The 23,902-nt window shown below is 73.0% G+C and carries 25 protein-coding genes and 1 riboswitch; of the genes, 10 read left to right on the top strand and 15 right to left on the bottom strand.

The window, feature by feature from the left end; translation table 11 throughout:
• Positions 1-57: 57 nt before the first annotated feature.
• Both K304_RS0123635 and K304_RS30920 read right to left on the bottom strand, forming a co-directional pair.
• On the bottom strand, positions 58-564 hold the full coding sequence (locus tag K304_RS0123635; protein ID WP_027765732.1) for a nitroreductase family deazaflavin-dependent oxidoreductase: 507 nt from the start codon (positions 562-564) through the stop codon (positions 58-60).
• Positions 561-1,268 carry a TetR/AcrR family transcriptional regulator gene (locus K304_RS30920; RefSeq protein ID WP_051308758.1) on the bottom strand — a complete coding sequence of 236 codons (708 nt, stop codon included), beginning with the start codon at positions 1,266-1,268 and terminating at the stop codon, positions 561-563. The genes K304_RS0123635 and K304_RS30920 overlap by 4 nt, the downstream gene beginning before the upstream one ends.
• 283 nt (positions 1,269-1,551) lie before the next feature.
• Here K304_RS30920 and K304_RS0123625 point away from each other — a divergent pair, with 283 nt between their 5' ends.
• Entirely contained in the window at positions 1,552-3,201 is a 1,650-nt protein-coding gene (locus K304_RS0123625; protein ID WP_027765731.1) for a DNA repair helicase XPB, read from the top strand.
• Between the two features lie 39 nt (positions 3,202-3,240).
• On the opposite strand, the gene K304_RS30910 is transcribed toward K304_RS0123625, so the two are convergent.
• Positions 3,241-4,554: a glycosyltransferase 87 family protein gene (locus tag K304_RS30910; protein ID WP_051308757.1), complete on the bottom strand. Its 1,314-nt coding sequence runs from the start codon at positions 4,552-4,554 to the stop codon at positions 3,241-3,243.
• Positions 4,555-4,793: 239 nt separating this feature from the next.
• Positions 4,794-5,051 (bottom strand): hypothetical protein, encoded by a 258-nt coding sequence (locus tag K304_RS33155; protein WP_199779661.1) that lies wholly within the window; start codon positions 5,049-5,051, stop codon positions 4,794-4,796.
• A gap of 408 nt (positions 5,052-5,459) precedes the next feature.
• Between K304_RS33155 and K304_RS0123610 the strand changes: the two genes are divergently transcribed.
• Positions 5,460-7,604, top strand: a complete 2,145-nt coding sequence (locus K304_RS0123610; protein WP_027765730.1) for an AAA family ATPase — start codon at positions 5,460-5,462, stop codon at positions 7,602-7,604.
• On the opposite strand, the gene K304_RS0123605 is transcribed toward K304_RS0123610, so the two are convergent.
• Positions 7,591-8,232: a DUF4230 domain-containing protein gene (locus K304_RS0123605; RefSeq protein WP_027765729.1), complete on the bottom strand. Its 642-nt coding sequence runs from the start codon at positions 8,230-8,232 to the stop codon at positions 7,591-7,593. The two genes, K304_RS0123610 and K304_RS0123605, sit on opposite strands and share 14 nt — an antisense overlap.
• Before the next feature lie 97 nt (positions 8,233-8,329).
• Between K304_RS0123605 and K304_RS30905 the strand changes: the two genes are divergently transcribed.
• A complete protein-coding gene (locus tag K304_RS30905; protein ID WP_199779660.1) occupies positions 8,330-8,500 on the top strand; it encodes a VOC family protein in 171 nt (56 codons plus the stop codon).
• 33 nt (positions 8,501-8,533) lie between these two features.
• On the opposite strand, the gene K304_RS0123595 is transcribed toward K304_RS30905, so the two are convergent.
• On the bottom strand, positions 8,534-9,235 hold the full coding sequence (locus tag K304_RS0123595) for a copper homeostasis protein CutC (RefSeq protein ID WP_027765728.1): 702 nt from the start codon (positions 9,233-9,235) through the stop codon (positions 8,534-8,536).
• Between the two features lie 139 nt (positions 9,236-9,374).
• Here K304_RS0123595 and K304_RS0123590 point away from each other — a divergent pair, with 139 nt between their 5' ends.
• A complete protein-coding gene (locus K304_RS0123590) occupies positions 9,375-10,064 on the top strand; it encodes an HD domain-containing protein (protein WP_106965655.1) in 690 nt (229 codons plus the stop codon).
• Between the two features lie 14 nt (positions 10,065-10,078).
• Here K304_RS0123590 and K304_RS0123585 read toward each other — a convergent pair whose 3' ends face one another.
• Positions 10,079-10,702 (bottom strand): Uma2 family endonuclease, encoded by a 624-nt coding sequence (locus K304_RS0123585; protein ID WP_027765726.1) that lies wholly within the window; start codon positions 10,700-10,702, stop codon positions 10,079-10,081.
• Between the two features lie 155 nt (positions 10,703-10,857).
• Here K304_RS0123585 and K304_RS0123580 point away from each other — a divergent pair, with 155 nt between their 5' ends.
• The 4 genes from K304_RS0123580 to K304_RS0123565 all read left to right on the top strand — a co-directional run bounded on the left by K304_RS0123580 (position 10,858) and on the right by K304_RS0123565 (position 13,564).
• On the top strand, positions 10,858-11,421 hold the full coding sequence (locus K304_RS0123580) for a TIGR03086 family metal-binding protein (protein WP_027765725.1): 564 nt from the start codon (positions 10,858-10,860) through the stop codon (positions 11,419-11,421).
• 188 nt (positions 11,422-11,609) lie between these two features.
• Complete coding sequence (locus K304_RS0123575) at positions 11,610-12,836, top strand: Cmx/CmrA family chloramphenicol efflux MFS transporter (protein ID WP_051308812.1); 1,227 nt, start codon at positions 11,610-11,612, stop codon at positions 12,834-12,836.
• 39 nt (positions 12,837-12,875) lie between these two features.
• On the top strand, positions 12,876-13,121 hold the full coding sequence (locus K304_RS0123570; RefSeq protein WP_027765723.1) for a FitA-like ribbon-helix-helix domain-containing protein: 246 nt from the start codon (positions 12,876-12,878) through the stop codon (positions 13,119-13,121).
• Complete coding sequence (locus K304_RS0123565; protein ID WP_027765722.1) at positions 13,118-13,564, top strand: type II toxin-antitoxin system VapC family toxin; 447 nt, start codon at positions 13,118-13,120, stop codon at positions 13,562-13,564. The genes K304_RS0123570 and K304_RS0123565 overlap by 4 nt, the downstream gene beginning before the upstream one ends.
• An 8-nt stretch (positions 13,565-13,572) precedes the next feature.
• Here K304_RS0123565 and K304_RS0123560 read toward each other — a convergent pair whose 3' ends face one another.
• Both K304_RS0123560 and K304_RS0123555 read right to left on the bottom strand, forming a co-directional pair.
• Positions 13,573-13,839 (bottom strand): DUF4031 domain-containing protein, encoded by a 267-nt coding sequence (locus tag K304_RS0123560; protein WP_027765721.1) that lies wholly within the window; start codon positions 13,837-13,839, stop codon positions 13,573-13,575.
• Positions 13,840-13,843: 4 nt separating this feature from the next.
• Positions 13,844-14,221 carry a hypothetical protein gene (locus K304_RS0123555; RefSeq protein WP_027765720.1) on the bottom strand — a complete coding sequence of 126 codons (378 nt, stop codon included), beginning with the start codon at positions 14,219-14,221 and terminating at the stop codon, positions 13,844-13,846.
• A gap of 286 nt (positions 14,222-14,507) precedes the next feature.
• Here K304_RS0123555 and K304_RS0123550 point away from each other — a divergent pair, with 286 nt between their 5' ends.
• Together K304_RS0123550 and murQ are read left to right on the top strand one after the other, a co-directional pair.
• Positions 14,508-15,356 (top strand): MurR/RpiR family transcriptional regulator, encoded by an 849-nt coding sequence (locus K304_RS0123550; protein WP_051308756.1) that lies wholly within the window; start codon positions 14,508-14,510, stop codon positions 15,354-15,356.
• Between the two features lie 114 nt (positions 15,357-15,470).
• Positions 15,471-16,424: an N-acetylmuramic acid 6-phosphate etherase gene (murQ, locus tag K304_RS0123545; protein WP_027765718.1), complete on the top strand. Its 954-nt coding sequence runs from the start codon at positions 15,471-15,473 to the stop codon at positions 16,422-16,424.
• Between the two features lie 69 nt (positions 16,425-16,493).
• Here murQ and K304_RS0123540 read toward each other — a convergent pair whose 3' ends face one another.
• The 6 genes from K304_RS0123540 to thrC form a co-directional block, all read right to left on the bottom strand.
• Complete coding sequence (locus K304_RS0123540) at positions 16,494-17,471, bottom strand: YihY/virulence factor BrkB family protein (RefSeq protein ID WP_078529580.1); 978 nt, start codon at positions 17,469-17,471, stop codon at positions 16,494-16,496.
• A 154-nt stretch (positions 17,472-17,625) separates the two neighbouring features.
• Positions 17,626-19,122: an alanine/glycine:cation symporter family protein gene (locus K304_RS0123535; RefSeq protein WP_027765716.1), complete on the bottom strand. Its 1,497-nt coding sequence runs from the start codon at positions 19,120-19,122 to the stop codon at positions 17,626-17,628.
• A gap of 232 nt (positions 19,123-19,354) precedes the next feature.
• Positions 19,355-20,980, bottom strand: coding sequence for a chaperonin GroEL (gene groL / locus K304_RS0123530; protein ID WP_027765715.1), 1,626 nt, complete (start codon positions 20,978-20,980; stop codon positions 19,355-19,357).
• A 330-nt stretch (positions 20,981-21,310) separates the two neighbouring features.
• Complete coding sequence (locus K304_RS0123525; RefSeq protein ID WP_016472377.1) at positions 21,311-21,514, bottom strand: cold-shock protein; 204 nt, start codon at positions 21,512-21,514, stop codon at positions 21,311-21,313.
• Positions 21,515-21,952: 438 nt separating this feature from the next.
• Positions 21,953-22,231 carry a MoaD/ThiS family protein gene (locus K304_RS0123520; protein WP_027765714.1) on the bottom strand — a complete coding sequence of 93 codons (279 nt, stop codon included), beginning with the start codon at positions 22,229-22,231 and terminating at the stop codon, positions 21,953-21,955.
• A gap of 86 nt (positions 22,232-22,317) precedes the next feature.
• Positions 22,318-23,658 carry a threonine synthase gene (gene thrC, locus K304_RS0123515; RefSeq protein ID WP_051308754.1) on the bottom strand — a complete coding sequence of 447 codons (1,341 nt, stop codon included), beginning with the start codon at positions 23,656-23,658 and terminating at the stop codon, positions 22,318-22,320.
• Positions 23,652-23,792, bottom strand: a riboswitch (SAM riboswitch). Its footprint overlaps the gene before it by 7 nt.
• Positions 23,793-23,902: the final 110 nt, after the last annotated feature.

The raw sequence follows: 23,902 nt of genomic DNA, 5'->3' as shown, positions 1-23,902 counted from the left end.
CGGACCGCAGCCCACGCCCCCGACCCACACCCCCACACCAGCCACCGCCCCGCGCCCTCAGGCGCCGGGCACCGGAGACACCCTTGGCCGCAGCGCGACCAGCGGTACGCCCCCTGCACGGTCGGCGCCGATCGCGGCGTACTCCTCGGCGGACTTCGGAGCGTGCCCGAGTGCGTCCATCAGCTTGGCCGCCGTACGAGGGTGCCGTTCCGCGTACGCGGCGAGGCGGCGCCCGGACTCCTCCGGCGCGTACGGCACCGCCGTGCCCTCGTACTTGCGGCCACCCACCTGGTACCGCACACCGGGGTGGGCGACGATGTTCCGGAACCACTGGGACCGCTCGCCGTAGCCGGAGGCGATGATGAAGCTGCCCGGCTCCTCGCCGCGTCCGACGACCTCCAGACAGACCTGCCGGGGTTGCCCGCTCTTCCGGCCGATGTGGGTGAGCAGGACCAGGCGCTTGCCGAGCAGGGCCCCGAGGCCCCACCGGTAGAGGGGAATCGGGGCACGCAGCACCTTGCGGCGCCAACCGCCCTGCGGCGGACCGCCCTTGAGGGGATTCACGACGTGGACGCTCCTCTCCGCGCACCGTTCCGTGCGCGCTCGTGACCAACGTGTTCACGGCCGTCACCGCCGGATCCGCCCACCGGCCCCCCACCCGCACCCGCACCCGCACCCGGCACCAGCAACCGCACCAGTGGTTCGGCCAGGGCGGCCGGGTCCACCGCCGGGTCGAAGAGCCACTGGAGCATGCAGCCCTCGACAGCGCCCACGACCACCGCCGCGTGCGCGTCGGGGTCCACCGCCGCGAGCGGCGCCCCCTCCGCAGGCACCTCCTCCGCACGCGCCTGCTCCAGCAGCGCGGCGACGACCGTCCGGTAGTCGCGGTACGCCGCCGCCATGTCGACCGGCGAGTCCGCGTCCCGTCCGGCGGCCCAGATGTCGAGGAGCACCCGCGCGAGGTCGCGGTCCGCCGGCAGCGCGGTCACCGCGCCGCGGATCAGCGCGGCGAGCCGTCCGGCCGCCGGACCGTCGCCCTCCGCGGCCTCGCGCAGCAGTTCCGCCGAGCGCGCCGCGACGTCCTCGAAGGCGGCGTGGAGCAGCGACTCGCGGCCGTCGAAGTAGAGGTAGACGCTGCCCTTCGCGATGCCGGCCTCGCGCGCCACGTCGTCGATACGCGCGGCCGCGTACCCGCGGCGGGCGAAGACCCGTACGGCCGCCGCCAGGATCTCCTCCCGCCGGCGGGCGCGGTCCACCTTCTTCGGCATGCCGCTACCGCCCCACCCTTCCCCAATGATGATGACTGACCAGTCAGTCATCATACGCTGCTCCGCCCACCTCCGCCGCCCGCCCTCGTTCCGCGCGGAATGCGCGACACTGGTGGACGGCCCTCCCGGCCACCCGTGCCCGCTCGGCCGTCCGCCGGGCCATTCGCACCGCCGTCCGCGTGGCCATCCGCGCGGCCCGGCGCCTTGCCGGGCCCCGCCACACGGCCCGGCGTCCTGCGGAGCCCTGCGCGCGCCAGGCATCCCCGCCCCGAAGGGAGAACACGTGAACGGCCCGCTCATCGTGCAGAGCGACAAGACCCTGCTGCTCGAGGTCGACCACGAGCGGGCGGGCGACTGCCGTCGCGCCATCGCCCCGTTCGCCGAGCTGGAACGCGCACCGGAGCACATCCACACCTACCGGGTGACGCCGCTGGGCCTGTGGAACGCCCGCGCGGCCGGTCACGACGCCGAGCAGGTCGTCGACGCGCTCGTGGAGTTCTCCCGCTACCCCGTGCCGCACGCCCTGCTGGTCGACGTCGCGGAGACGATGGCCCGCTACGGCCGGCTCCAGCTCGTCAAGCACCCCACGCACGGGCTGGTGCTGGAGACCAGCGACCGGCCGGTGCTGGAGGAGATCCTGCGGTCGAAGAAGGTGCAGCCCCTGGTCGGCGCCCGGATCGACCCGGACTCCGTCGTCGTGCACCCCTCCGAGCGCGGCCAGATCAAGCAGGTGCTGCTCAAGCTGGGCTGGCCCGCCGAGGACCTCGCGGGCTACGTGGACGGCGAGGCGCACCCGATGGAGCTGGAGCAGAACGGCTGGGCGCTGCGCCCGTACCAGGAGCAGGCCGTGGAGGGCTTCTGGCACGGCGGTTCCGGAGTCGTGGTGCTGCCCTGCGGCGCGGGGAAGACGCTGGTCGGCGCCGGGGCGATGGCCCGTGCGCAGGCCACCACGCTCATCCTGGTCACGAACACCGTCTCCGCCCGGCAGTGGAAGCACGAACTGGTGCGCCGCACCTCGCTCACCGAGGACGAGATCGGCGAGTACAGCGGCACGCGGAAGGAGATCCGGCCGGTCACCATCGCCACCTACCAGGTGCTGACGACCCGGCGGAAGGGCGTCTACCCGCACCTGGAGCTGTTCGACTCCCGCGACTGGGGTCTCATCGTCTACGACGAGGTGCACCTGCTGCCGGCGCCGGTCTTCAAGTTCACCGCCGACCTCCAGGCGCGCCGCCGTCTCGGCCTGACCGCGACGCTGGTGCGCGAGGACGGCCGGGAGACGGACGTCTTCTCCCTCATCGGCCCCAAGCGGTTCGACGCGCCGTGGAAGGAGATCGAGTCGCAGGGCTACATCGCGCCCGCCGACTGCGTCGAGGTGCGGGTGAACCTCACGGACTCCGAGCGGCTGGCGTACGCGACCGCGGAGACGGACGAGAAGTACCGGTTCTGCGCCACCACGGACTCCAAGCGCCGTGTCACCGAGGCGCTGGTGCAGCGGCACGCGGGGCAGCAGACCCTCGTGATCGGCCAGTACATCGACCAGCTCGACGAACTCGGCGCGCACATCGGCGCCCCCGTGATCAAGGGCGACACTTCCAACGCGCAGCGCGAGAAGCTCTTCGACGCCTTCCGGCGCGGCGAGATCCAGGTGCTGGTGGTCTCCAAGGTCGCGAACTTCTCCATCGACCTTCCCGAGGCCACCGTCGCGATCCAGGTGTCCGGCACGTTCGGGTCGCGGCAGGAGGAGGCGCAGCGTCTCGGCCGGGTGCTGCGGCCCAAGGCCGACGGCCACGAGGCCCGGTTCTACTCGGTGGTCGCCCGGGACACCGTCGACCAGGACTTCGCCGCGCACCGGCAGCGCTTCCTGGCCGAGCAGGGCTACGCGTACCGCATCGTCGACGCCACGGAGCTGCTCGCGGGCGACGACGTCTGAGTCCACGACGGGACAGCGCCGCGCGGGGCGTCCCGCCGGTCAGCGTGAGGTCGCCCCGCGCCGCCGGGCCGGAACGGCCAGGACGGCGAGGAGGGCGAGCAGGGCGAGACCGAGGCAGACGTACGGCGAGGTGAGCGGCTGCACCCACCACGGCCCGCGCAGGTCGAGGTCCCCGTCCCGGGGCACCAGCCACATGGTGCGGGCGGCGAACACCGCCGCCACCGCGGCGCAGAGCACCCTGCGTTCCCACAGCAGCGCCAGCAGCGGCACGCACCACACCCAGTGGTGCGTCCAGCTGACGGGCGACACCAGGAGGGCCGTGAAGGCGACGCACAGCAGCCCCCACACGTCGCCGCGCGCCGCCCCACCGCACGTCACAGCACGCGTCCCACCCCACGCCGGGTCGCCGACTCCGCCGGAGGGCCCGCCCCGCAGGCACAGGCGGCGGGCCAGCCACAGGCCGGTCCCGGCCACCGCGGCCGCGGGCAGCATCCACAGCGGGCCGGGGTCGGCGACGTGCAGCACGCGCGCCACCGCCCCCTGCACGGACTGGTTGTCGACGATCCACGCCGTGCCCACCCGGCCGGTCTCGAAGAGCCGGTCGGTCCAGAAGACGACGCTGTCGCCGGGCAGGAAGAACGCCCCGGCCAGCACCGTGCCGCAGAAGCCGCCGAAGGCGGCGCACACCGCCCGGACCCGGCCCGTCAGCAGCAGGTACACGGCGAAGATCGCCGGGGTGAGCTTGATCCCGGCGGCCAGGCCGACGGCGAGGCCCTTGCCGCGGGCGCCGTCCGGGCGCCCGAGGTCCCACAGCACCAGGCACGCCAGCGCGAGGTTGACCTGCCCGAACGCCATGGTCTGGAAGACCGGCTCCAGCCACAGCGCCGCCCCGGTCAGCGCGGCCAGCGCCGGCGGCGTGACCGTCCGCCCCGCGAGCCGTGCCGAGAGGTGGACGAGCAGGGCGAGCAGGGCGAGGTTTCCGGCGAGGAACGCGAGCTTCGCCCCGGCCGCCGGCAGCAGCGCGAGCGGAACGAAGAGCAGCGCCGCGAACGGCGGGTAGGTGGCGGGCAGTTCCCACTCGGTGACCGTGAAGTCGTACAGACCGTGGCCGCGCAGCGCGGCCGCGCCCTCGGCCCGGTAGACCTGCACGTCGGCCATGGGAAACGGCGTGACCAGGGCGTGGGTCGCGAAGGCGGCCAGCGACAGCGTGAGGACGGCGCCGCCGAGGAGTGCCCGACGGGAGACGGACGGCCGCTGCGGCGGACTCCCGCAGGAGTCGGGGACGCGGGTGGTGGTCCCGGCCGGGAGCCCTCGGGCGGTGACGGAGCCGTCCCCGAGTCGCGTGCTCGCCACTGCGCCGATCGCCTCTTTCACCCGGTATCCACCAGTCCGTGCGGTGACCCTAGTCGACGGTGGTGCCTGCGCGGCGACGCCCGCGCGAAGATGGGCGACGGATCGTGGGGACGTCGGGGAACGCCGGCCGTACGTGCACGGCGGACCCCGAGTCCCGGCGGACCCGAGGGGCCCGGCGGACCGTTCGGGCACGCCGCCACCGTCCCGCGGGCTCGGCGCCGGCGGGCCGTGGGCGGAGGTCAGCCCTGGTGCGTCGCCGGCTGCTCCGGGGTTCCCGGCTGCTCGGGCCGCGCGGAACGGCCGCCCTCCAGATCGCCGAGCACGACCACGTCGAACGCGGAGCTGACGAAGACCCGTGCGACGCGGAGCGTGTTGCCGACCATGTGCCGCGGGTGCCGACGGGGGCGGCCCTCCGCATCCGCCCCGAGCGCAGTGGCACCGCGCCCGCGCCCGGGCCGCTGACCTGGGACGAGGCGTGCGTGCGGTGCTTTGCTCATACCCCCAGCATGGGCACCGCCGCACCCGGGTGCATCAGCCTAAAGTCCCGATTCGCCCCGAACGTCTCGCTCTCGGTGACCACAGATCCCCCTACGGGTGAGCGCGCCGGGAAATCCGTTCGCCCGCGGCGCCCCGGAGGTCTAGACTTCCGCGTCTCCGCCTCCCGTCGGGAGGCCCCCGGCCGTTCGGAAACCGGCTGGCACCCGCCCACGCACCCGTTCACTCGTACGTGTCGCGCCCTGCCGCGCGCGTGTTCGCGGAGTCCAGCGGCGTGCGGCCCGTGCCGTGGCCCGGCCCTCGACGGGTCCCGGGGCCCGACGGCCGCGCGCCGCACCTCGGTCACTTCGCGCTCCCGCGCGCCCGCGGTCGTGCGCGCGTACGGTCACGACCGCACCGGAGGCCGTCCCGTGCCCGCGCACGACACCGACCCGTCCGCCGCCCCCGCGCCCGCCGCCACCGCCATCTCGGCGGGCGACGACGGCCCGCTGGAACGCGAACGCGCCCACCTCGCCGGCTCGCGCGCCGCGCTGCGCGCGATGCGCACCGACGCCGAGTCCCTCGACATCTCCGACGTCACCGCGAACTGGGTGAACGCCGAAGTCCTGCGCGCCCAGCTCGACCAGCGGATCGAGTCCCTCGCCGACCTCGCGCACACCCCGCTGTTCTTCGGCCGCCTCGACTACGGGCATCCGCACACCGAGGCGGATGCCGCGCCCGCCTCTCCGTACGCCCACCACGCCGGGCACTCCTTCTACATCGGCCGCCGCCACGTCCACGACGCCGAGGGCGACCCCATGGTGGTGGACTGGCGCGCGCCGGTCTCGGAGCCGTTCTACCGCGCCTCGAAGAAGGACCCGCAGGATGTGGCGCTGCGCCGCCGCTTCGGCTACACCGGCGGCGAACTGACCGCGTACGAGGACGAACACCTCGGCGACCCGGCCGAGGCGTCGCAGGCGAGTGCACTGCTCCAGCGGGAGATCGAGAAGCCGCGCGTCGGCCCGATGCGCGACATCGTCGCGACCATCCAGCCGGAGCAGGACGCCATCGTGCGGTCCGGCATCGAGGGCACGGTGTGCGTCCAGGGCGCGCCCGGCACCGGGAAGACGGCCGTCGGCCTGCACCGGGTGGCGTACCTGCTCTACACCCACCGCGAACGGCTGGCCCGCACCGGCACCCTGGTCATCGGACCGAACCGCTCGTTCCTGCACTACATCGAGCAGGTGCTGCCCGCCCTGGGCGAACTCCAGGTGCGGCAGGCCACGGTGGACGGGCTGGTCGAGGAGGTCGCCGGACGGTACGGCGTGCAGGTGCGCGGCCGGGACGGAGCGGAGACCGCCCGGCTCAAGGGCGACGCACGGATGGCGCAGGTGCTGCGCCGGGCCGTGCGCGCCGGGGTCACCACGCCCGCCGAGGGGTGCGTGGTGGTGCGCGGCTCCCGGCGCTGGCGCATCCCTTCGTACGAACTCCAGGAACTGGTCGAGGAGTTGCTGCAGCGCGACATGCGGTACGGGGCGGCGCGGGAGGCGCTGCCGCAGCGCATCGCGCATGCCGTGCTGGTGCGCATGGAGCAGGCGGGCGAGGCCCCGGACGACCGGGTGCAGGACGCGGTGGCGCGGAACGCGGCGGTCAAGGCCGTGGTGAAGGCGGTCTGGCCGGCCGTCGACCCGGCGAAGCTGGTGCTGCGGCTGCTCTCCGACCCGGAGTTCCTCGCCGAGCAGGCCGACGGGCTGCTGGACGCGGACGAGCAGCAGGCCGTGCGGTGGGCGAAGCCGGCCCGCGGGGTGAAGTCCGCGACGTGGTCGGCGGCGGACGCGGTGCTGGTGGACGAGGCGGCCGACCTCGTCGCGCGCACCCCGTCGCTGGGGCACGTGGTGCTGGACGAGGCGCAGGACCTCTCCCCGATGCAGTACCGGGCGGTGGGGCGGCGCTGCACCACCGGTTCGGCGACCGTGCTCGGCGACCTCGCGCAGGGCACCACCCCGTGGGCCACGGCGAGTTGGCAGGAGGCGCTGTCGCACCTCGGCAAGCAGGGCTCGCACGTCGAGGAGCTCACCCAGGGCTTCCGCGTCCCGCGGGACGTGATCGCCTACGCGTCCCGGCTGCTGCCCGCCATCGCCCCCGGGCTGGCCGAGGCGACCTCGATCCGCGAGTCGCCGGGCGACTTCACGGTGCGGGCCGTCGCCGCGCAGGAGCAGACCGCCGCGGTGGTGGCGGCGTGCCGCGCGTCACTCGGCCGCGAGGGATCGACGGGCCTCATCGTCGCGGACGCGCGCGTACCCGCCCTGGCGGCCGCGCTGGAGGAGGCGGGCCTGCCCCACCTCGCCCCCGGCGAGGAGACCTCGGCCGGTGTGCGGCTGACGCTGGTGCCGGCGACGCTGGCCAAGGGCCTGGAGTACGACTACGTGGTGCTCGACGAGCCGGCGGCGATCGTGTCCGGGGAGCCCGACGCGCGCACCGGCCTGCGCCGCCTGTACGTGTGCCTGACGCGCGCGGTCTCCGGCCTCGCCGTCCTGCACGCCGAACCGCTGCCGGAGGCGCTCACGCGTACGTGACGTCGACCCGCTCGTAGCCCAGCGAACGCAGCAGCTGCTCCAGCATCTGCGTGGTGTTCTTCTCCGCACGCTTGCGCAGGCCGCTGTCCTCGGCGGCCTGCGTGATGTGCTTCACGGCCGTCTGGCGCACCTTCTGCTCGCTGTTGGGGTTGTCGGAGAACCAGTCGCCGTAGCGGTCGAACAGGCCGCGTTCGCGGGCGACGACGTAGGAGCGGTCCTCGTTCAGCGCCGGCTTCTCCAGCTCGGCGCGCGGGAGGGTGAGGGTGGCGGACGTGCGGGCGTCGTTCACCTTCACCGCCTTCTCGTCGACGTCGCCGAGGTCGACGTACGCGCCGACCGAGCCGGCGCCCACGAAGAGGGTGCGCTCGCCGAGGAGGGCGTCCGGCAGGTACTTGGCGTCCTTCTCCAGGTCGACGACGACCTGGAAGTTGCCGGAGGCGGCCTGGTAGCGGCTCATGTCCTGGATGGAGGTGAGCAGCGTCGGGCCGGTGCGGTCCTTGGTGTCGCTCTCGAACGGGTTCGGCAGCCCGGGGATCAGGTTGAGCCGCCCGGCGGCCGCGAGCAGGGCGACCAGGACGACGAGGGCGAGGGGCAGCGAGACCCACCAGGGGAGTCGTACGGCCCGCACGGTTCACCTCCGGTGAGTGTTCGACGGTCGTACCTTCCGCGTTGTCCTCTTCCCCGTCCCCGCGGGTCTGAACGCCCGCCGGGGACACCGTCGGCGGGTGCGGCCCCGCTCGGCCGAGCGGACACGCGCCGAACTGACCGCCACGGGAGTGGAGTTCACGCAGCCGGTCACCGACCGGGGGTGGGGCCCGACGACCACGCTGCGCCTTCCCGGCGGCGGGCTGCTCGGCCTCTACGAGCCACGGCACGACACGGCGACCGCGCTCTGACGGCCGGCCCCCGCCCGACGGGCCGGCTCCCCCTCAGCCGTCCAGCAGGGTGCGCCAGCGGGCGACGGCCCCGGCCGTGACCGGACCGTGCCAGCCCTCGGGTCGTGCGGCGCCCCCGATGTGAAACGCCGTCACCCCGGCGTCCTTCAGGCCGGGCACGTGGTCCAGCCGCAGGCCGCCCCCGACCATCAGCAGCGGCTCGTAGCCGGGCTCGCCCGCAGCCGTACGGGCCGCCTCCGCGACCAGCACGTCCCAGCCGTCGTCCACGCCGGCCGCGGAGCCCGCGGTCAGGAAGGCGTCCGGGCCGGGCAGGTCGGCCAGCCGCTTGCGCAGGCCGTCCCGGTCGGCGGCCCGGTCGATGGCCCGGTGGAACGTCCACCGGCCGCCGCCGGTCGCCGCCGCCAGCGCGGCTACCGCCTCCACGTCGGGCTGCCCGGACTCCTCCAGGAATCCGAGCACGAACTCCTCCGCGCCCTCCGCGCGCAGCGCCTCCGCCTGCGCGCCGAGCACCGCGACGCCTTCCGGACCCCCGGCGGAGAACCCGTCCGCCGCGCGCAGCATCACCCGCACCGGCAGATCCACGGCGGCCCGTACGGCCGCGAAGGTCCCGGGCGAGGGCGTGAGCCCGTCGGCGGCCATATCCGTCACCAGTTCGAGGCGGTCCGCCCCTCCGGCCTGCGCGGCCCGGGCGTCGTCCGCGTCGAGCGCGATCACCTCGAGCAATGGTCTAGACATGTAGCACAGCCTGCCACACCCCCGGTGCCCCGGAAACCCCGCCCCGGCCCGCCCACGCCGCACCGCACGGCTCCTCGCGGGGTTCCTCCCAGGGCTCCTCCCAGGGCTCCGCGCGGGCCGGAGTGGGCACAATGGCGGTATGCCTTCCGGGATTCCGTACGTGCCCGAGCCGCATCAGGAGCCGGGACCGGACCGCGACGCGCTGCTCGCGCGGTGGTGTGACCTGCTCGTACGCACGCGGGGCGGGGCCGCGGAGCCGGCCCCGGAGCCGTACGGGCGGGACCTGCTGGACCGGTGGGAGGAGCGACAGCGGCACTACCACACGGTGCGGCACCTGCGCGCCGTGCTGGACCGGGTGGACGAGCTGGCCGCACACGCCGCCGACCCGGACGCCGTACGGCTGGCCGCGTGGTTCCACGACGCGGTGTACCGGCCGGACCGCAGCGAGAACGAGGAACGCAGCGCGCAGCTCGCCGAGCGGGCGCTGCCGGAGGCGGGGGTGCCGGACGGCACCACGGCGGAGGTGGCACGGCTGGTGCGGCTGACGGTCACGCACGCGCCCGAGCCGGGGGACGCGAACGGCGAGACGCTGTGCGACGCGGACCTCGCGGTGCTGGCGGGCTCGCCCGAGGAGTACGCGCACTATGCCGCGTCCGTGCGCCAGGAGTACGGCTTCGTGCCGGACGAGATGTTCCGCGAGGGCCGCGCCGCGGTGCTGCGGCAACTCCTCGGCCTGCCGCAGCTGTTCCGCACGGCGCACGGCCGCACCCACTGGGAGCGCACCGCCCGCCACAACCTGCGCGGCGAACTCGACCTGCTGAGCGTCTGAGACGGGCCGGCGGCTCACCGCTCCAGCAGGAACTCCGTCTCCAGCGCCGGGTACGGCTCCGGAAGCGGCAGGGGGCGGCCGATCTCGACCTCCGTCCTCGTCGCGTAGTGCGGGTCTCCGCGCTCCGGCGCGCTCACGGGGTCGGAGTACGCGTACGCCTTGCCCTCCCGGCGGTGCAGCAGCACGTACACCGGCACGCCGGCAGCGGCGTACGTGCGGTACTTCGGGCCGGTGTCCGTCTCGTGGTTGGTCGAGGTGACCTCCCCGACGAGTGCGAGCAGGTCGATGGAGTACCAGCCCTTGTGGGTGCGGCGGTACGCCTCGTCGAGATCCGTGGGACGCCGGTGCTTCACGTAGAAGTCGGGGATGAGGAGCGCCTGCGTCCGCTCGTACTTGACCCCACACCTCAGGCCGATGCCCATGCCGGCGAGCGGGAAGCCTGCGGTGCGCAGCTGGATACAGAACTCCAGCGCGGCGTCCATGTGCTGGTCGTCCGGTTGCGGCGGCAGGAACGCGCCCCTCTCGACGTACTGCGCCCGGACAGGCTCTCCGTAAGCCTCTTCGAGCGCGCTCAACTGGTCGATGGGGTCCGGCGCGTCTTCCATGATGTCGGTGACGGGGTCGGCGGTGACGGTCACGCTTACCTCCCTCTCGTAACTCCAGGCTACGCGCGAGCCTGGTCCCCGGCGCCATGATCGGCCGCGCGGGGCGGTGAAGGGGCCGTTCGGGCGTACGTTCATCCGTTCGGACGGCGCGGATGCGGAAGCGTTGACGCTGGGCGCACCATGGACGGATGGAACTCATCGAGGCGTTCGACACCGCCTACGCCGAGTGGGACCGGCTGGTGCACGAGGTCGGGACGGAGCAGTGGCACACGGCGACGCCGTGCGCGGACTGGAGCGTCCGGGACCTGGTCAACCATGTGACCGCCGAGCACCTGTGGGCGCCGCATCTGCTGGGCGGGGCGACGCTGGCGGAGGTCGGCGACCGCTTCGACGGCGACGTGCTGGGCGACGAACCCGTCGCCACCTGGGAGGCGGCGGGCGCGGCCTCCCACCCGGCCTTCCACCGGCCGGGCGCGCTGGAGGGCGAGGTGCACGTCACCGGTGGCCGCGAGGCGGCGGAGGCGTACGGCTGGCAGATGACGACCGACCTGGCCGTGCACGGATGGGACCTGGGGACGGGGATCGCCCGTGCGCCCGTCCTCCCCGACGAATTGGCCCAGGACCTGCTGGAACGGGTGCGTCCGATGGTCGGCGACCAGGGCATTCCGGGCGTCTTCGCTCCCCCGGTGGACGTCGCGGCCACGGCCACTCCGCAGGAGCATCTGCTGGCCCTGCTCGGCCGCCGGCCCTGAGACACCGATCCGGACCCGGGCCGGGCGGACCACGGCCGGAGATCTGGCGGCCTGAGACGTCGGACACCACCGCTCCGAGGCGGGAATGCGGCCGTCGGGGTGCGCCGTTGAACACGACCATGCCCGCCGACGCACCGACAGCCGATCCGCACCTGCCGCGAGCCGCCACCAAGACGACGCGCACCCGCATGCCCGCTGCGGTCTACGTGCTGGGCATGTCCGTCTTCGCCCTCGGCACCTCGGAGTTCATGCTCTCGGGCATCCTGGAGCCGCTGGCCCGCGACATGGACGTCTCCATCCCGCAGGCCGGGCTGCTGGTGTCGGCGTTCGCCATCGGCATGGTCGTCGGCGCGCCGCTGCTGGCGGCCGCCACGCTGCGGCTTCCGCGCCGCACCACCCTGATCGCGCTGCTCACCGTGTTCGGCCTGGGGCAGGTGGCGGGTGCGCTGGCGCCCTCGTACGGGGTGCTGTTCGCGTCCCGCGTGGTGAGCGCGCTGGCCTGTGCCGGGTTCTGGGCCGTCGGTGCGGCGGTCGCCGTGTCGCTGGTGCCGGTGACCGCGCGGGCCCGCGCGATGGCCGTCATGGTGGGCGGCCTCAGCATCGCGAACATCGCGGGCGTCCCGGCCGGCGCGTTCCTCGGGCAGAGCGCCGGGTGGCGTGCGGCGTTCTGGGCGGTGGCCGCGATGTCGGCGGTCGGCCTCGTCGGGGTCGTCGCCGTGGTGCCGCGCACCCAGCCGCCGACCGGCGAGGACGCGCCGCGCCTGCGCCGCGAGCTGCGCATCTACCGCGACCGGCAGGTGTGGATGACGCTGGTGACCATCGCCGCGACGGCCGCCACCGGCTTCTGCGTCTTCTCCTACCTCTCGCCGATCCTGACCCGCACCGCGGGCCTGTCGGAGAGCTGGGTGCCGTGGGTGCTGGCGCTGTTCGGCCTGGGCGCACTGATCGGCACCTCGGTCGGCGGCCGCATCGCGGACGCGCACCTGTTCGGCACCATGTACGCCGGGATCTCCGCCGCCGCAGTGGTGCTGACGGCGCTCGCGCTGCTCGCGCACGTGCCGGTGGCCGCGGTCACCCTGTCGTTCCTGCTCGGCCTGGCCGTCTTCACGGCCGCGCCCGCGCTCAACGCGCGCATGTTCAACGTGGCCGACGCGGCGCCCACGCTGGCCGGGGCGACCACCACCGCCTCGTTCAACATCGGCAACACGCTCGGTCCGTGGCTGGGCGGGCTGGTCATCAGCGCGGGCTGGGGCTTCGCCGCCGTGGCGTGGACGGGCGCCGCGCTGGCGGTGACGGCGCTGCTCGCCACCGCCGTCGCCTCCCGCCTCCGCGGCACCCCGGCGGACACCCGCGTGATCGCCCACGCCCCGGGGACCCCCCACGACGCCCCTGCGGGCGCGCGCCAGCAGCGCTAGCATTGCCAGCAGTGCTGTCACAGCTCTGGAGGACGTGGGATGGCGACTCTCACCGTGCGCGGGCTGGACGAGGAGACCCGCTCCCGTCTGCGCGTCAGAGCGGCCCGCAACGGGCGCTCGATGGAGGCCGAGGTCCGGGCCATACTGCGCGACGAGCTCTCTGCCCCGGCCGAGGCGTACGGCCTGGGCAGTCGCATGCACGCACGCTTCGCCGGGATCGAGCCGGGAGACCTGCCGCTGCCCTCCCGCGACGACGCGCCCCGCGCGGCGGTGTTCGACGCGTGATCGTCCTGGACACGAACGTCCTCTCGGAGCTGGTGCGCAGGAATCCCGAACCGTCGGTGATCGCCTGGCTCGACGGCGTCCCCGGCCGCGACCTCGCGACGACCGCCGTCACGGCCGCCGAGCTCTTCCATGGCGTGGAGCGCCTCGCCCCGGGCAAGCGCAGGACCGCTCTCCGCGAGGCCCTCCACGCCCTGCTCCACGAGGATCTGCGAGGCCGCGTCGAACCCTTCGACGCCGTGGCGGCCGAGGAGTACGCCCTCGTGGTCCGCGCCCGGGAGGCCGCCGGCATGTCCGTCTCGGTGCCCGACGCCCAGATCGCCGCCGTCTGCCGGGCCCTCGGGGCCACGCTGGCCACCCGGAACGTGAAGGACTTCGTCCGCACGGGCATCGCCCTGATCGACCCGTGGAGCCTACCCGCAGGCGGGACGCCCACGCCGGACTGACCGGCCCGTCACTCCCGACCCGGGCGGGGGCGGCGGAGGCCGGCGGCGCGCAGCCGGAGCAGCAGTTCCTTGCTGCCGACCTCGACGGCGCCGTGGTGCACGGCGGTGGCGTAGCGCTCGGCGGGCACGTCGTAGTGGTCGCGGTCGAACGCGCGGCGCGGACAGCCGATCGCCGCCGCGAACGCGTGCAGTTCGTCGTACGAGCTGTCGCTCACCAGGTGGGACCACATGCGGCCGTGGCCGGGCCAGGTCGGGGGGTCGATGTAGACCGTCACGCGCTCAGGCGCCCCCGCCGAGCGAACCGACGCGGGCCACGGCGGTGGACGTCTTGGCGCAGACCCAGTGCGGGTTCTCCCCGAGAGCCGGCTCGACCTCCAGGGCGTGCAGGTCGGATCCGCCGCAGACGGGGCACAGAGGCCAGCGGCCGTAGCGTTCGAGAAGGGCGTCCTGGACGTCCTGGGCGATCAGGCCGTCGACGAAACCGACGCCGTCCGGCCACTGCTCGACCCACCAGCGGCGGTGCACCACGGCGTCCTCCACCAGGGAGACCACGTCCGCCCGAGCGACGTCGCCCGCGGTCAGGTCGGCGAGGACGAGCGCCCGTGCGGTGTGCAGCGCCTGCTCGAGCGCCTGGTCCTGAGGGGATTGCCGGTCCATGTCCATGCCCTCCATTGGACCAAAATCGGGCCGTTCGCGGCGGACGGCCCGACGGCCGGGCGGCCCGCGGCCCGCCGGGCCACCCGGAACCCGCCGGGGCCCCGGTCGTGCACAGGGACTTGACGCCATCCCTGGCTGAAAATACCTTCCTCCTGTGACGTACAGCGTGAAGGAAAGTTTCTCCGGAGCTGCCGGGCCGGGTGCCGGCAGAGGCCCCTCGACGGGCCGCGGACACTCCCACCCGGCACCGCCCGGCCCGCCCGGACCCGGCGCGCTCGCGGCGAAGGTGCGCACCATGGCGCCCTCGATGACGCGTTCCATGCAGCGCGTCGCGGAGACCGTCGCGCACGACCCCGCCGGCTGCTCGCGGCTCACCGTCACCGGGCTCGCCGAGCGCACCGGCACCAGCGAGGCCACCGTCGTACGCACCTCGCGGCTGTTGGGCTATCCGGGTTACCGGGACCTGCGGCTGGCACTCGCCGGCCTGGCGGCGCAGCAGGAGTCCGGGGCGGCGCCGTCGGTGACCGCGGACATCGCGGTGGACGACCCGATCGCGGACGTGGTGACGAAGCTGGCGCACGACGAGCAGCAGACGCTCGCGGACACCGCCGCCGCACTGGACACCGGCCAGGTGGAGGCCGCCGTGGGGGCGCTCGCCTCGGCCCGCCGGGTCGACATCTACGGCGTCGGCGCGTCCTCCCTGGTGGGCCAGGACCTCGCGCAGAAGCTGCTGCGCATCGGCCTGGTCGCCCACTCGCACGCCGACCCGCACCTGGCCGTCACCAACGCCGTCCAGCTCCGCGCGGGCGACGTGGCCCTCGCCATCACGCACTCCGGTCGTACGGTGGACGTGATAGAGCCGCTGCGCGTCGCCTTCGACCACGGCGCGACGACCATCGCGCTCACCGGCCGTCCCGACGGCGAGGTGGCGCAGTACGCCGACCACGTGCTCACCACCTCCACCGCGCGGGAGAGTGAACTGCGCCCGGCCGCCATGTCCAGCCGCACCAGCCAGCTGCTGGTGGTCGACATCCTGTTCATAGGCGTCGCGCAGCGCACCTACGAGACGGCGGCCCCCGCACTGTCAGCCTCCTACGAGGCGCTCGCCCACCGCCACTCGCCGCGGCAGCGCTGACCCCCCGCAGCCGCACGCACCGCGCACACCCGCTCGCAGGCGCACCCGCCGCACGTACGCCACCAGCACGTACGCCCCCAGGACCTCACGCACCGGAAAGAGCCGCCCCCACTCATGACCTCCACCGCCGACCCCTCGCACAGCCCGTCGTACAGCGCGCTGCGCGCGCAGCTGGAGACGCTGACCACGGAGGCGTTCCGCAGCGAACTGGCCGAGATCGACCAGCTGCCCACCCTGGAGATCGCCCGGCTGATGAACGCCGAGGACGCCACCGTGCCGGCCGCCGTCGCCGAGCAGCTGCCCGTGATCGCCGCCGCGATCGACGGCGCCGCGGAGCGCATGGCGCGCGGCGGCCGGCTGGTCTACGCGGGCGCCGGGACCGCCGGGCGGGTGGGCGTGGTGGACGCCAGCGAGTGCCCGCCGACCTTCAACACCGCGCCCGAGCAGGTGGTCGGGCTCATCGCGGGCGGCCCGGACGCGATGATCACCTCCGTGGAGGGCGCCGAGGACAGCCGGGAGCTGGCCGCCGCGGACCTGGACGGACTCGGCCTCGGCCCGGAGGACACCGTCGTCGGCGTCTCGGCCTCCGGCCGCACCCCGTACGCCGTCGGCGCCGTCGAGCACGCACGGGAGCTGGGCGCCCTGACCGTCGGGCTGTCGTGCAACGCCGGGTCGCCGCTCGCCTCCGCCGCGGAGCACGGGATCGAGGTGGTCGTCGGCCCCGAGCTGCTGACGGGTTCCACCCGGCTCAAGGCCGGCACCGCACAGAAGCTGGTGCTCAACATGCTGTCGACGCTGACGATGATCCGCCTGGGCAAGACCTACGGGAACCTGATGGTCGACGTGCGGGCCTCGAACGAGAAGCTGCGGGCCCGTTCCCGCCGCATCGTCGCCCTCGCCACCGACGCCTCCGACGAGGAGATCGAGAACGCCCTCGCGGCGACCGGCGGCGAGGTGAAGAACGCCATCCTCACCCTGCTCGGCGAGGTCGACGCACCCACCGCGGCACGGCTGCTGTCCGACGCGGACGGCCATCTCCGCGCGGCCCTGCGGGCGGCGAAGGGCTGAGGTGCCGAGGCACCGCCACGCCGGCACACCCCCACCAGCACGGGGTCCGGGCCGAGGCGGTCCGGGCGGTCACATCTTGCGCGTGTCCCGCGGCTCGGCGTACGGCTCCTCGTCCTCCGGGTGACCGGCCTCCATCGCCCGCTGGCGCTCCAGCTCCGCGTTGAACTCCAGGCCGAGCAGGATCGCGATGTTGGAGATCCACAGCCAGACGAGGGAGATGATGATCCCGGCGAGGCTGCCGTACGTCTGGTTGTAGCCGGCGAAGTTCGCCACGTAGAAGGCGAAGGCCACCGAGGCGACGATCCAGATCAGCACCGCCAGCAGGCTGCCGGGCGTGACCCAGCGGAAGCGGCGCTTCACGTTCGGCGCGGCCCAGTAGAGCAGCGAGAAGACGACGCTGACCAGCAGCACCATCACCGGCCACTTGGCGAACGACCAGACGGTGACGGCCGTGTCGCCGAGCCCGAGCGCGTCGCCCACCGTGCGGGCGACCCCGCCGCTCACCACCACCGCGACCGCGACCAGGGACAACATGACGAGCACGCCGACCGTGGTGAAGAAGCGGGTCGGCAGCGCCTTCCAGAAGGGGCGGCCCTCGCGGATGTCGTAGATGCGGTTGCCGGCCCGCATGAAGGCCGCGACGTACCCGGAGGCGGACCAGATCGCCAGCACCAGACCGATGACGAGGGCGAGCCCCGCACCACTGCTGCCCTGGAGCTGCTCCAGGATGCTGGTCAGCGTCGACTTCACGGGCCCCGGGGCGAGACCGCCGAGTTCGTCGATGACCGACTGGATGGCCGAACTGCCGAGCAGGCCCATGATCGACACGACGGCGATCAGCGCGGGGAAGACGGACAGCACGCCGTAGTAGGTGAGGGCCGCCGCGATGTCCGTGAGCTCGTCCTCCTGGAACTCCTTCCCGGTGCGCTTCAGGACGGCCCCCCACGAGCGTTTCGGCAGGTCACCGGGGCCCTTCGCCGGGCCGCCGGGCTCCGGTTCCGTCGTCCCGGGGCTCTCCTCGCCCGCCTGTGGGGTGTTCTGCGCCATGGGCTCCGCTCCTCCGTTCCGGGCTCCGGCCCGCCGGAGCCCGGCCGCCGTCTCGCGTCGGACGACGGCCGGGTACCCCGGGGGCGGGGCGGGACTCACAGGCCGGGCCCCTTTCACCGGTACGGGTCTCCCGTCTCCCCCGGAGCGGCGGTGCTCAGCCGACGCGCACGTCCTTGGCCGCGGACGGGTCGGCGTCCCCGCCGGCCTGTGGGCCGGACGTCCCGCCTGCGGGCTCCCAGCACTCCACGCCCTTCAGGCCGGGCACCCGGTCGCGGGTGAAGACGGGATCGAGTCCGGCGCGCCGCTGCGCGACGTAGTCCTCCAGGAGCCGGAAGGCGACGACCGACAGCGGCAGCACGGCCAGCAGGTTGACCAGCGCCATCGCGCCCATCGTGACGTCGGCGAGGCTCCACACCACGCTGACCGAACCCATCGCGCCGAGCACCGTGCAGGCCAGGATGACGACCCGGTAGCCCGCCATGACCGGCTTGCTGCCGGTGACGAAGCGGACGTTGGACTCGCCGTAGTAGTAGTTTCCGATCATCGAGCTGAAGGCGAGCATGAACACCACGACGGCCAGCACGTAGCCGGCCCAGCCGCCCAGCGTCTCCTCCAGCGCGGACTGGGTGAGGTCCGCCCCTCCCCGCTCGGACAGCGACGGGTTGGTGGAGAGGATGATGAAGGCGGTCATGGAGCAGACGATCAGGGTGTCGAAGTAGACGCCGAGGGTCTGCACCAGCCCCTGCTTGACCGGGTGGCTGACCTCCGCGGTCGCGGCCGCGTTCGGGGCGGAGCCGAGACCGGCCTCGTTGGAGAACATGCCGCGCCGCACACCCTGCACGATCGCGGCGCCGATCGCGCCGGACGCGGCCTCCCGCAGACCGAAGGCGCCCTCCACGATCGAGGCGAGGACCGACGGGAGCTCGCCGAGGTTCAGCGCCAGCACCAGCAGGCCCATGAGCAGGTACAGCACGGCCATCACCGGGACGAGCACCTGCGTGACGTGGGCGATCCGCTTCACGCCGCCGAAGACGCTGAGCGCCAGCAGGCCGGCCAGGGCCGTGCCGACGACGAAGGTGAAGGAGGACGAGTCGCTGCTGCCGGAGCTCTTCAGCACCGTGGTGATGGTGTTGGACTGCACGGCGGTGAAGACCCAGCCGAAGGTGAGTGTGATGATCACGGCGAAGGTGACGCCGAGCCAGCGCTTCCCCAGGCCCCGCTGCATGTAGTACGCCGGGCCGCCGCGGTAGGTGCCCTCACCGCCCGGGTGGGTGTTGCGCACCTTGTAGAGCTGGGCGAGCGTCGACTCGACGAACGAGGACGCGCCGCCGACCAGCGCCATGACCCACATCCAGAACACCGCGCCCGGGCCGCCGAGGGTGATGGCGGCGGCGACGCCCGCGACGTTGCCGGTGCCGATGCGGGCGGCGGCGGAGATGGTGAAGGCACCGAAGGCCGAGACGGACCTGCGGCCGGTCCCGTGGCTCTGCGCGGGGGTCTTCAGGACCCGCAGCATCTCCGGGAGCAGCCGCAGCTGCACGGCCTTGGAGCGGATCGTGAACCAGAGGCCCGCGATCGCCACGAGGGGGATCAGCAGGTACGTCCAGAAGTGGTCGTTGATCTCGACGATCAACGCGTCCAGCGTGCTCATGGGATGGGTGGTTCCTCGGAGTCGGGTGGTGCTCGGCTCTGGACGACGGGACGTACGTGCAGGCCGCGGAGGAAACGGAACACCGCCCTCCGTTCACAGCGGTCTGAGGGAACCTCACCGTTGCGTTCGGCGGTAATCGCCGTTCACCCGGTGCGGTATCTCACACGCGCGAGCGGCCCCCTCCCGCGAAGGGAGGGGGCCGCTCGAAGGTTCAGGCGTCGATCCGCGAGGATCAGAAGCCCATGTCACCGCCCATGCCACCGGTCGGGTCGGCGGCGGCGCCGGCCTTCTCGGGCTTGTCGGCGATGACGGCCTCGGTGGTGAGGAACAGCGCCGCGATGGAGGCGGCGTTCTGCAGCGCGGAGCGCGTCACCTTGGCCGGGTCGATGATGCCCTCGGTGATCATGTCGACGTACTCGCCGGTCGCGGCGTTCAGGCCGTGGCCGACGGGCAGGTTGCGCACCTTCTCGACGATGACGCCGCCTTCGAGACCGCCGTTGACGGCGATCTGCTTCAGCGGAGCCTCCAGCGCCAGCTTGACGGCCTGGGCACCGGTGGCCTCGTCGCCGTCCAGCTCGAGCTTCTCGAAGACCGAGGAGGCCTGGAGCAGGGCCACGCCACCGCCGGCGACGATGCCCTCCTCGACGGCCGCCTTGGCGTTGCGCACGGCGTCCTCGATGCGGTGCTTGCGCTCCTTGAGCTCCACCTCGGTGGCGGCGCCGGCCTTGATGACGGCCACGCCGCCGGCCAGCTTCGCGAGGCGCTCCTGGAGCTTCTCGCGGTCGTAGTCCGAGTCGGAGTTGTCGATCTCGGCGCGGATCTGGTTGACCCGGCCCTGGACCTGCTCGCTGTCGCCGGCACCGTCGACGATGGTGGTCTCGTCCTTGGTGATGACGACCTTGCGGGCGCGGCCGAGCAGCTCGACACCGGCGTTCTCCAGCTTGAGGCCGACCTCCTCGGAGATGACCTGGCCGCCGGTGAGGATGGCGATGTCGCCGAGCATGGCCTTGCGACGGTCGCCGAAGCCCGGGGCCTTGACCGCGACGGACTTGAAGGTGCCGCGGATCTTGTTCACCACGAGGGTGGACAGGGCCTCGCCCTCGACGTCCTCCGCGATGATCAGCAGCGGCTTGCCCGACTGCATGACCTTCTCCAGCAGCGGAAGGAGGTCCTTCACGTTGCCGACCTTGGAGTTGACGATGAGGATGTACGGGTCCTCGAGCTCCGCCTCCATGCGCTCCATGTCGGTGGCGAAGTAGGCGGAGATGTAGCCCTTGTCGAAGCGCATGCCCTCGGTGAGCTCCAGCTCAAGCCCGAAGGTCTGCGACTCCTCGACGGTGATGACGCCTTCCTTGCCGACCTTGTCCATGGCCTCGGCGATCAGCTCGCCGATCTGGGGGTCGGCGGCGGAGATGGAGGCCGTGGAGGCGATCTGCTCCTTGGTCTCCACGTCCTTGGCCTGCTCCAGCAGGGCGGCGGAGACGGCCTCGGTGGCGCGCTCGATGCCGCGCTTCAGCGCCATCGGGTTGGCGCCGGCGGCGACGTTGCGGAGACCCTCGCGGACCAGCGCCTGGGCGAGAACGGTCGCGGTCGTCGTGCCGTCACCGGCGACGTCGTCCGTCTTCTTCGCGACCTCCTTGACCAGCTCGGCGCCGATCTTCTCGTAGGAGTCCTCGAGCTCGATCTCCTTGGCGATGGAGACACCGTCGTTGGTGATGGTGGGAGCGCCCCACTTCTTCTCCAGCACGACGTTCCGGCCCTTGGGGCCGAGCGTGACCTTGACGGCGTCGGCGAGCTGGTTCATCCCGCGCTCGAGGCCGCGCCGCGCCTCCTCGTCGAACGCGATGATCTTGGCCATGGAAGTGGTCCTCCGGGACTCGGGTGGGCTTCGAAGGACCGTGCCGGCGCCCGCGACGGACGACCTGCGGACCCGGCGGTTCCTTGCCCCACCCGGCCTGCGGGCCTCACCGGACCCGGTCCTGCTGTCACTCTCACCTTCAGAGTGCTAACGCCAATGATTAGCACTCTCCCCCCTCGAGTGCAAGCGTCCACCGCACCCCGGGACGGCCGGCCGGACGGAGAGCACCCCACCCCCGCGGCACCCGACGGACACGAGCAGGGCCCGCACCTCCTGGTGGAGATGCGGGCCCTGCTGCTGTCGGTTACGTCGGTCGGTACCGGTCGGCGCTCAGCCGGTCACGCGGACCATGTCCGCCTGCGGCCCCTTCTGACCCTGCGAGATCTCGAACTCGACCCGCTGTCCTTCGTCCAGGGTGCGGTAGCCGTCCATCTGGATCGCGCTGTAGTGGACGAACACGTCCGCACCACCGTCGACCGCGATGAAGCCGTAGCCCTTCTCCGCGTTGAACCACTTGACGGTGCCCTGAGCCATTGCAAACTCCCCTATTACTGGCCCTTGCACGAGCCCGCACTTCGCGGACCCGGGTCAGACCTCACCCCCGGCGGAGCCGGTGGTGTGCGCCGGAACGCGTCGACCGCCGCTGAATGTATCTGTCCGAACGCCGTCTGCAACAGGTCAGGCGGACGAGAAATCGGGGCACGACACTTCACGGAATGTGGGGAGAAAGTGCGGGAAAGCGGGGCAATCGTGAAGAGGCAAACCGGCACAGGCGCGGCAAAAGAGACATCGAATTCGCGCAGAAGTTGTCGCGTTCTCATATGCGCGCGGCATTCACAGAAGGGGAACGGCTTCACTCTACTCCCTCGCGGAACGCGGAATCCCCCCCTCCGTTTCCGTGTCGGAGGAGGCGATTCCGTTCCCCGGCGCTTCCCGCGCGGTTCCGCGCGCCGTTGCCCGCGCCGGGGCGCGTCAGCAGCCGCCGGCGACCGCCGGGATGATCGAGACGCCCGCGCCGTCCGGCGTCGGCGTCTGAAGGCCCTCGGCGAAGCGCACGTCGTCGTCGTTCACGTAGACGTTCACGAAGCGGCGCAGCTTGCCGGAGTCGTCCAGGACCCGGGCGCCGATGCCGGTGTGGTTCTTCTCGAGGTCGGCCAGCACCTCGGCCAGCGTGACCCCCTCGGCCGGGACCTCGGCCCGGCCGCCGGTGTAGGTGCGCAGGATGGTCGGGATGCGGACGTTGACGCTCATGGGTTCACCTTCCGTGGGTTCGAAGTGCGCAGCAGTGCGCAGCAGGGGGACGCGGCGGCACGGCGCCGCGGGACGCCCGGGCCGCGTCAGGCCAGGCCCGCGTCGCGGAACGCGTCCAGGCTGGGGCGGATGGTCGCGCTGGGCCGGGCGGCGTCCGCGACGGCGTCCAGCGTCTTCAGCCCGTCACCGGTGTTCAGCACCACCGTGTTCAGCGACGGGTCCAGCAGGCCGTCCTCGATCAGCTTCCGGGTGACGCCGACGGTCACCCCGCCCGCCGTCTCCGCGAAGATGCCCTCGGTGCGGGCCAGCAGCGTGATGGCGTCGACGATCTGCGCGTCGGTGACGTCCTCCACCGCGCCGCCGGTGCGCCGCGCGATGTCCAGCACGTACGGGCCGTCCGCCGGGTTGCCGATGGCCAGGGACTTCGCGATCGTGTCCGGCTTCACCGGCCGTACGACGTCGTGACCGTCCTTGAAGGCGCGGGAGACCGGGGAGCAGCCCTCGGCCTGCGCGCCGAAGATCCGGTACGGCTTGTCCGCGACGAGGCCGAGCGCGATCAGCTCCTTGAACCCCTTGTCGATCTTGGTGAGCTGGGAGCCGGACGCGATCGGGATGACGATCTGGTCCGGCAGCTCCCAGCCGAGCTGCTCCGCGATCTCGTACGCCAGGGTCTTGGAGCCCTCGCCGTAGTAGGGGCGCAGGTTGACGTTGACGAAACCCCAGCCCTCGCCCAGCGGGTCGCCGATCAGCTCGGAGCAGAAACGGTTCACGTCGTCGTACGTGCCCTCGATGCCGACCAGGTCGCCGCCGTAGACGGCGGCCATCACGACCTTGCCCTGCTCCAGGTCGTGCGGGATGAACACGCAGGACCGGAAGCCGGCACGGGCCGCGGCGGCACCGACCGCGCCGGCCAGGTTGCCCGTGGAGGAGCAGGAGAGGGTGGTGAAGCCGAAGGCGCGGGCCGCCTCGACGGCGATGGCGACGACCCGGTCCTTGAAGGAGTGCGTCGGGTTGCCGGAGTCGTCCTTGACGTGCAGCGTGCCGCCCGCCGCGGCGACGCCCAGTTCGCGGGCCAGGTTGTCGGCCTGCACCAGCCGGGTGAACCCGGGGTCGGTGTTCGGCTGATCCGCGACGTCGGCGGGGACGGGCAGCAGCGGCGCGTAGCGCCAGATGCTCGCCGGACCGGCCTCGATCCGTTTCCGCAGGCCCTCCGGGTCGCCGGTCGGCAGGTCGTACGCGACCTCCAGCGGGCCGAAACACTCCTCGCAGGCGAAGAGCGGCCCCAGCGGGTTGCGGGCGCCGCACTCGCGACAGGACAGAGCGACGGCGGGGCCGAGTGAAACGTCGGCGGCAGCGGTTGCGGCGGAGGTGTCGGCGGACTGCTCGGGAGCTTGCACAGCCATGAAGGCGAGGCCCTTTCTCCTCATCTTCCCCGTGGCGTATCTCGCCACGAGCCGGAATTGGCACCTTCCCTAGCCGGGGGCCCGCCTGGATGCGCGAGACCGGCTGGAGGGTTGCCGGGGCTTCATCGGGCCGTTCCCTCTGCCCCTCTGGATGAGCGGTGTGAAGTTGTGGGTCGGGTCACTCGGACCCGTGCGTCCGACCCCGCCATGTCCGGGCCGGTCGCGTTGTTCAAGACTGTAGCCCAAGGCTCCCGCACCGCCTGCGGGG

It is taken from the genome of Streptomyces sp. CNS606 (genome assembly GCF_000426325.1).
This window is presented reverse-complemented; position numbering and strand designations above follow the sequence as displayed.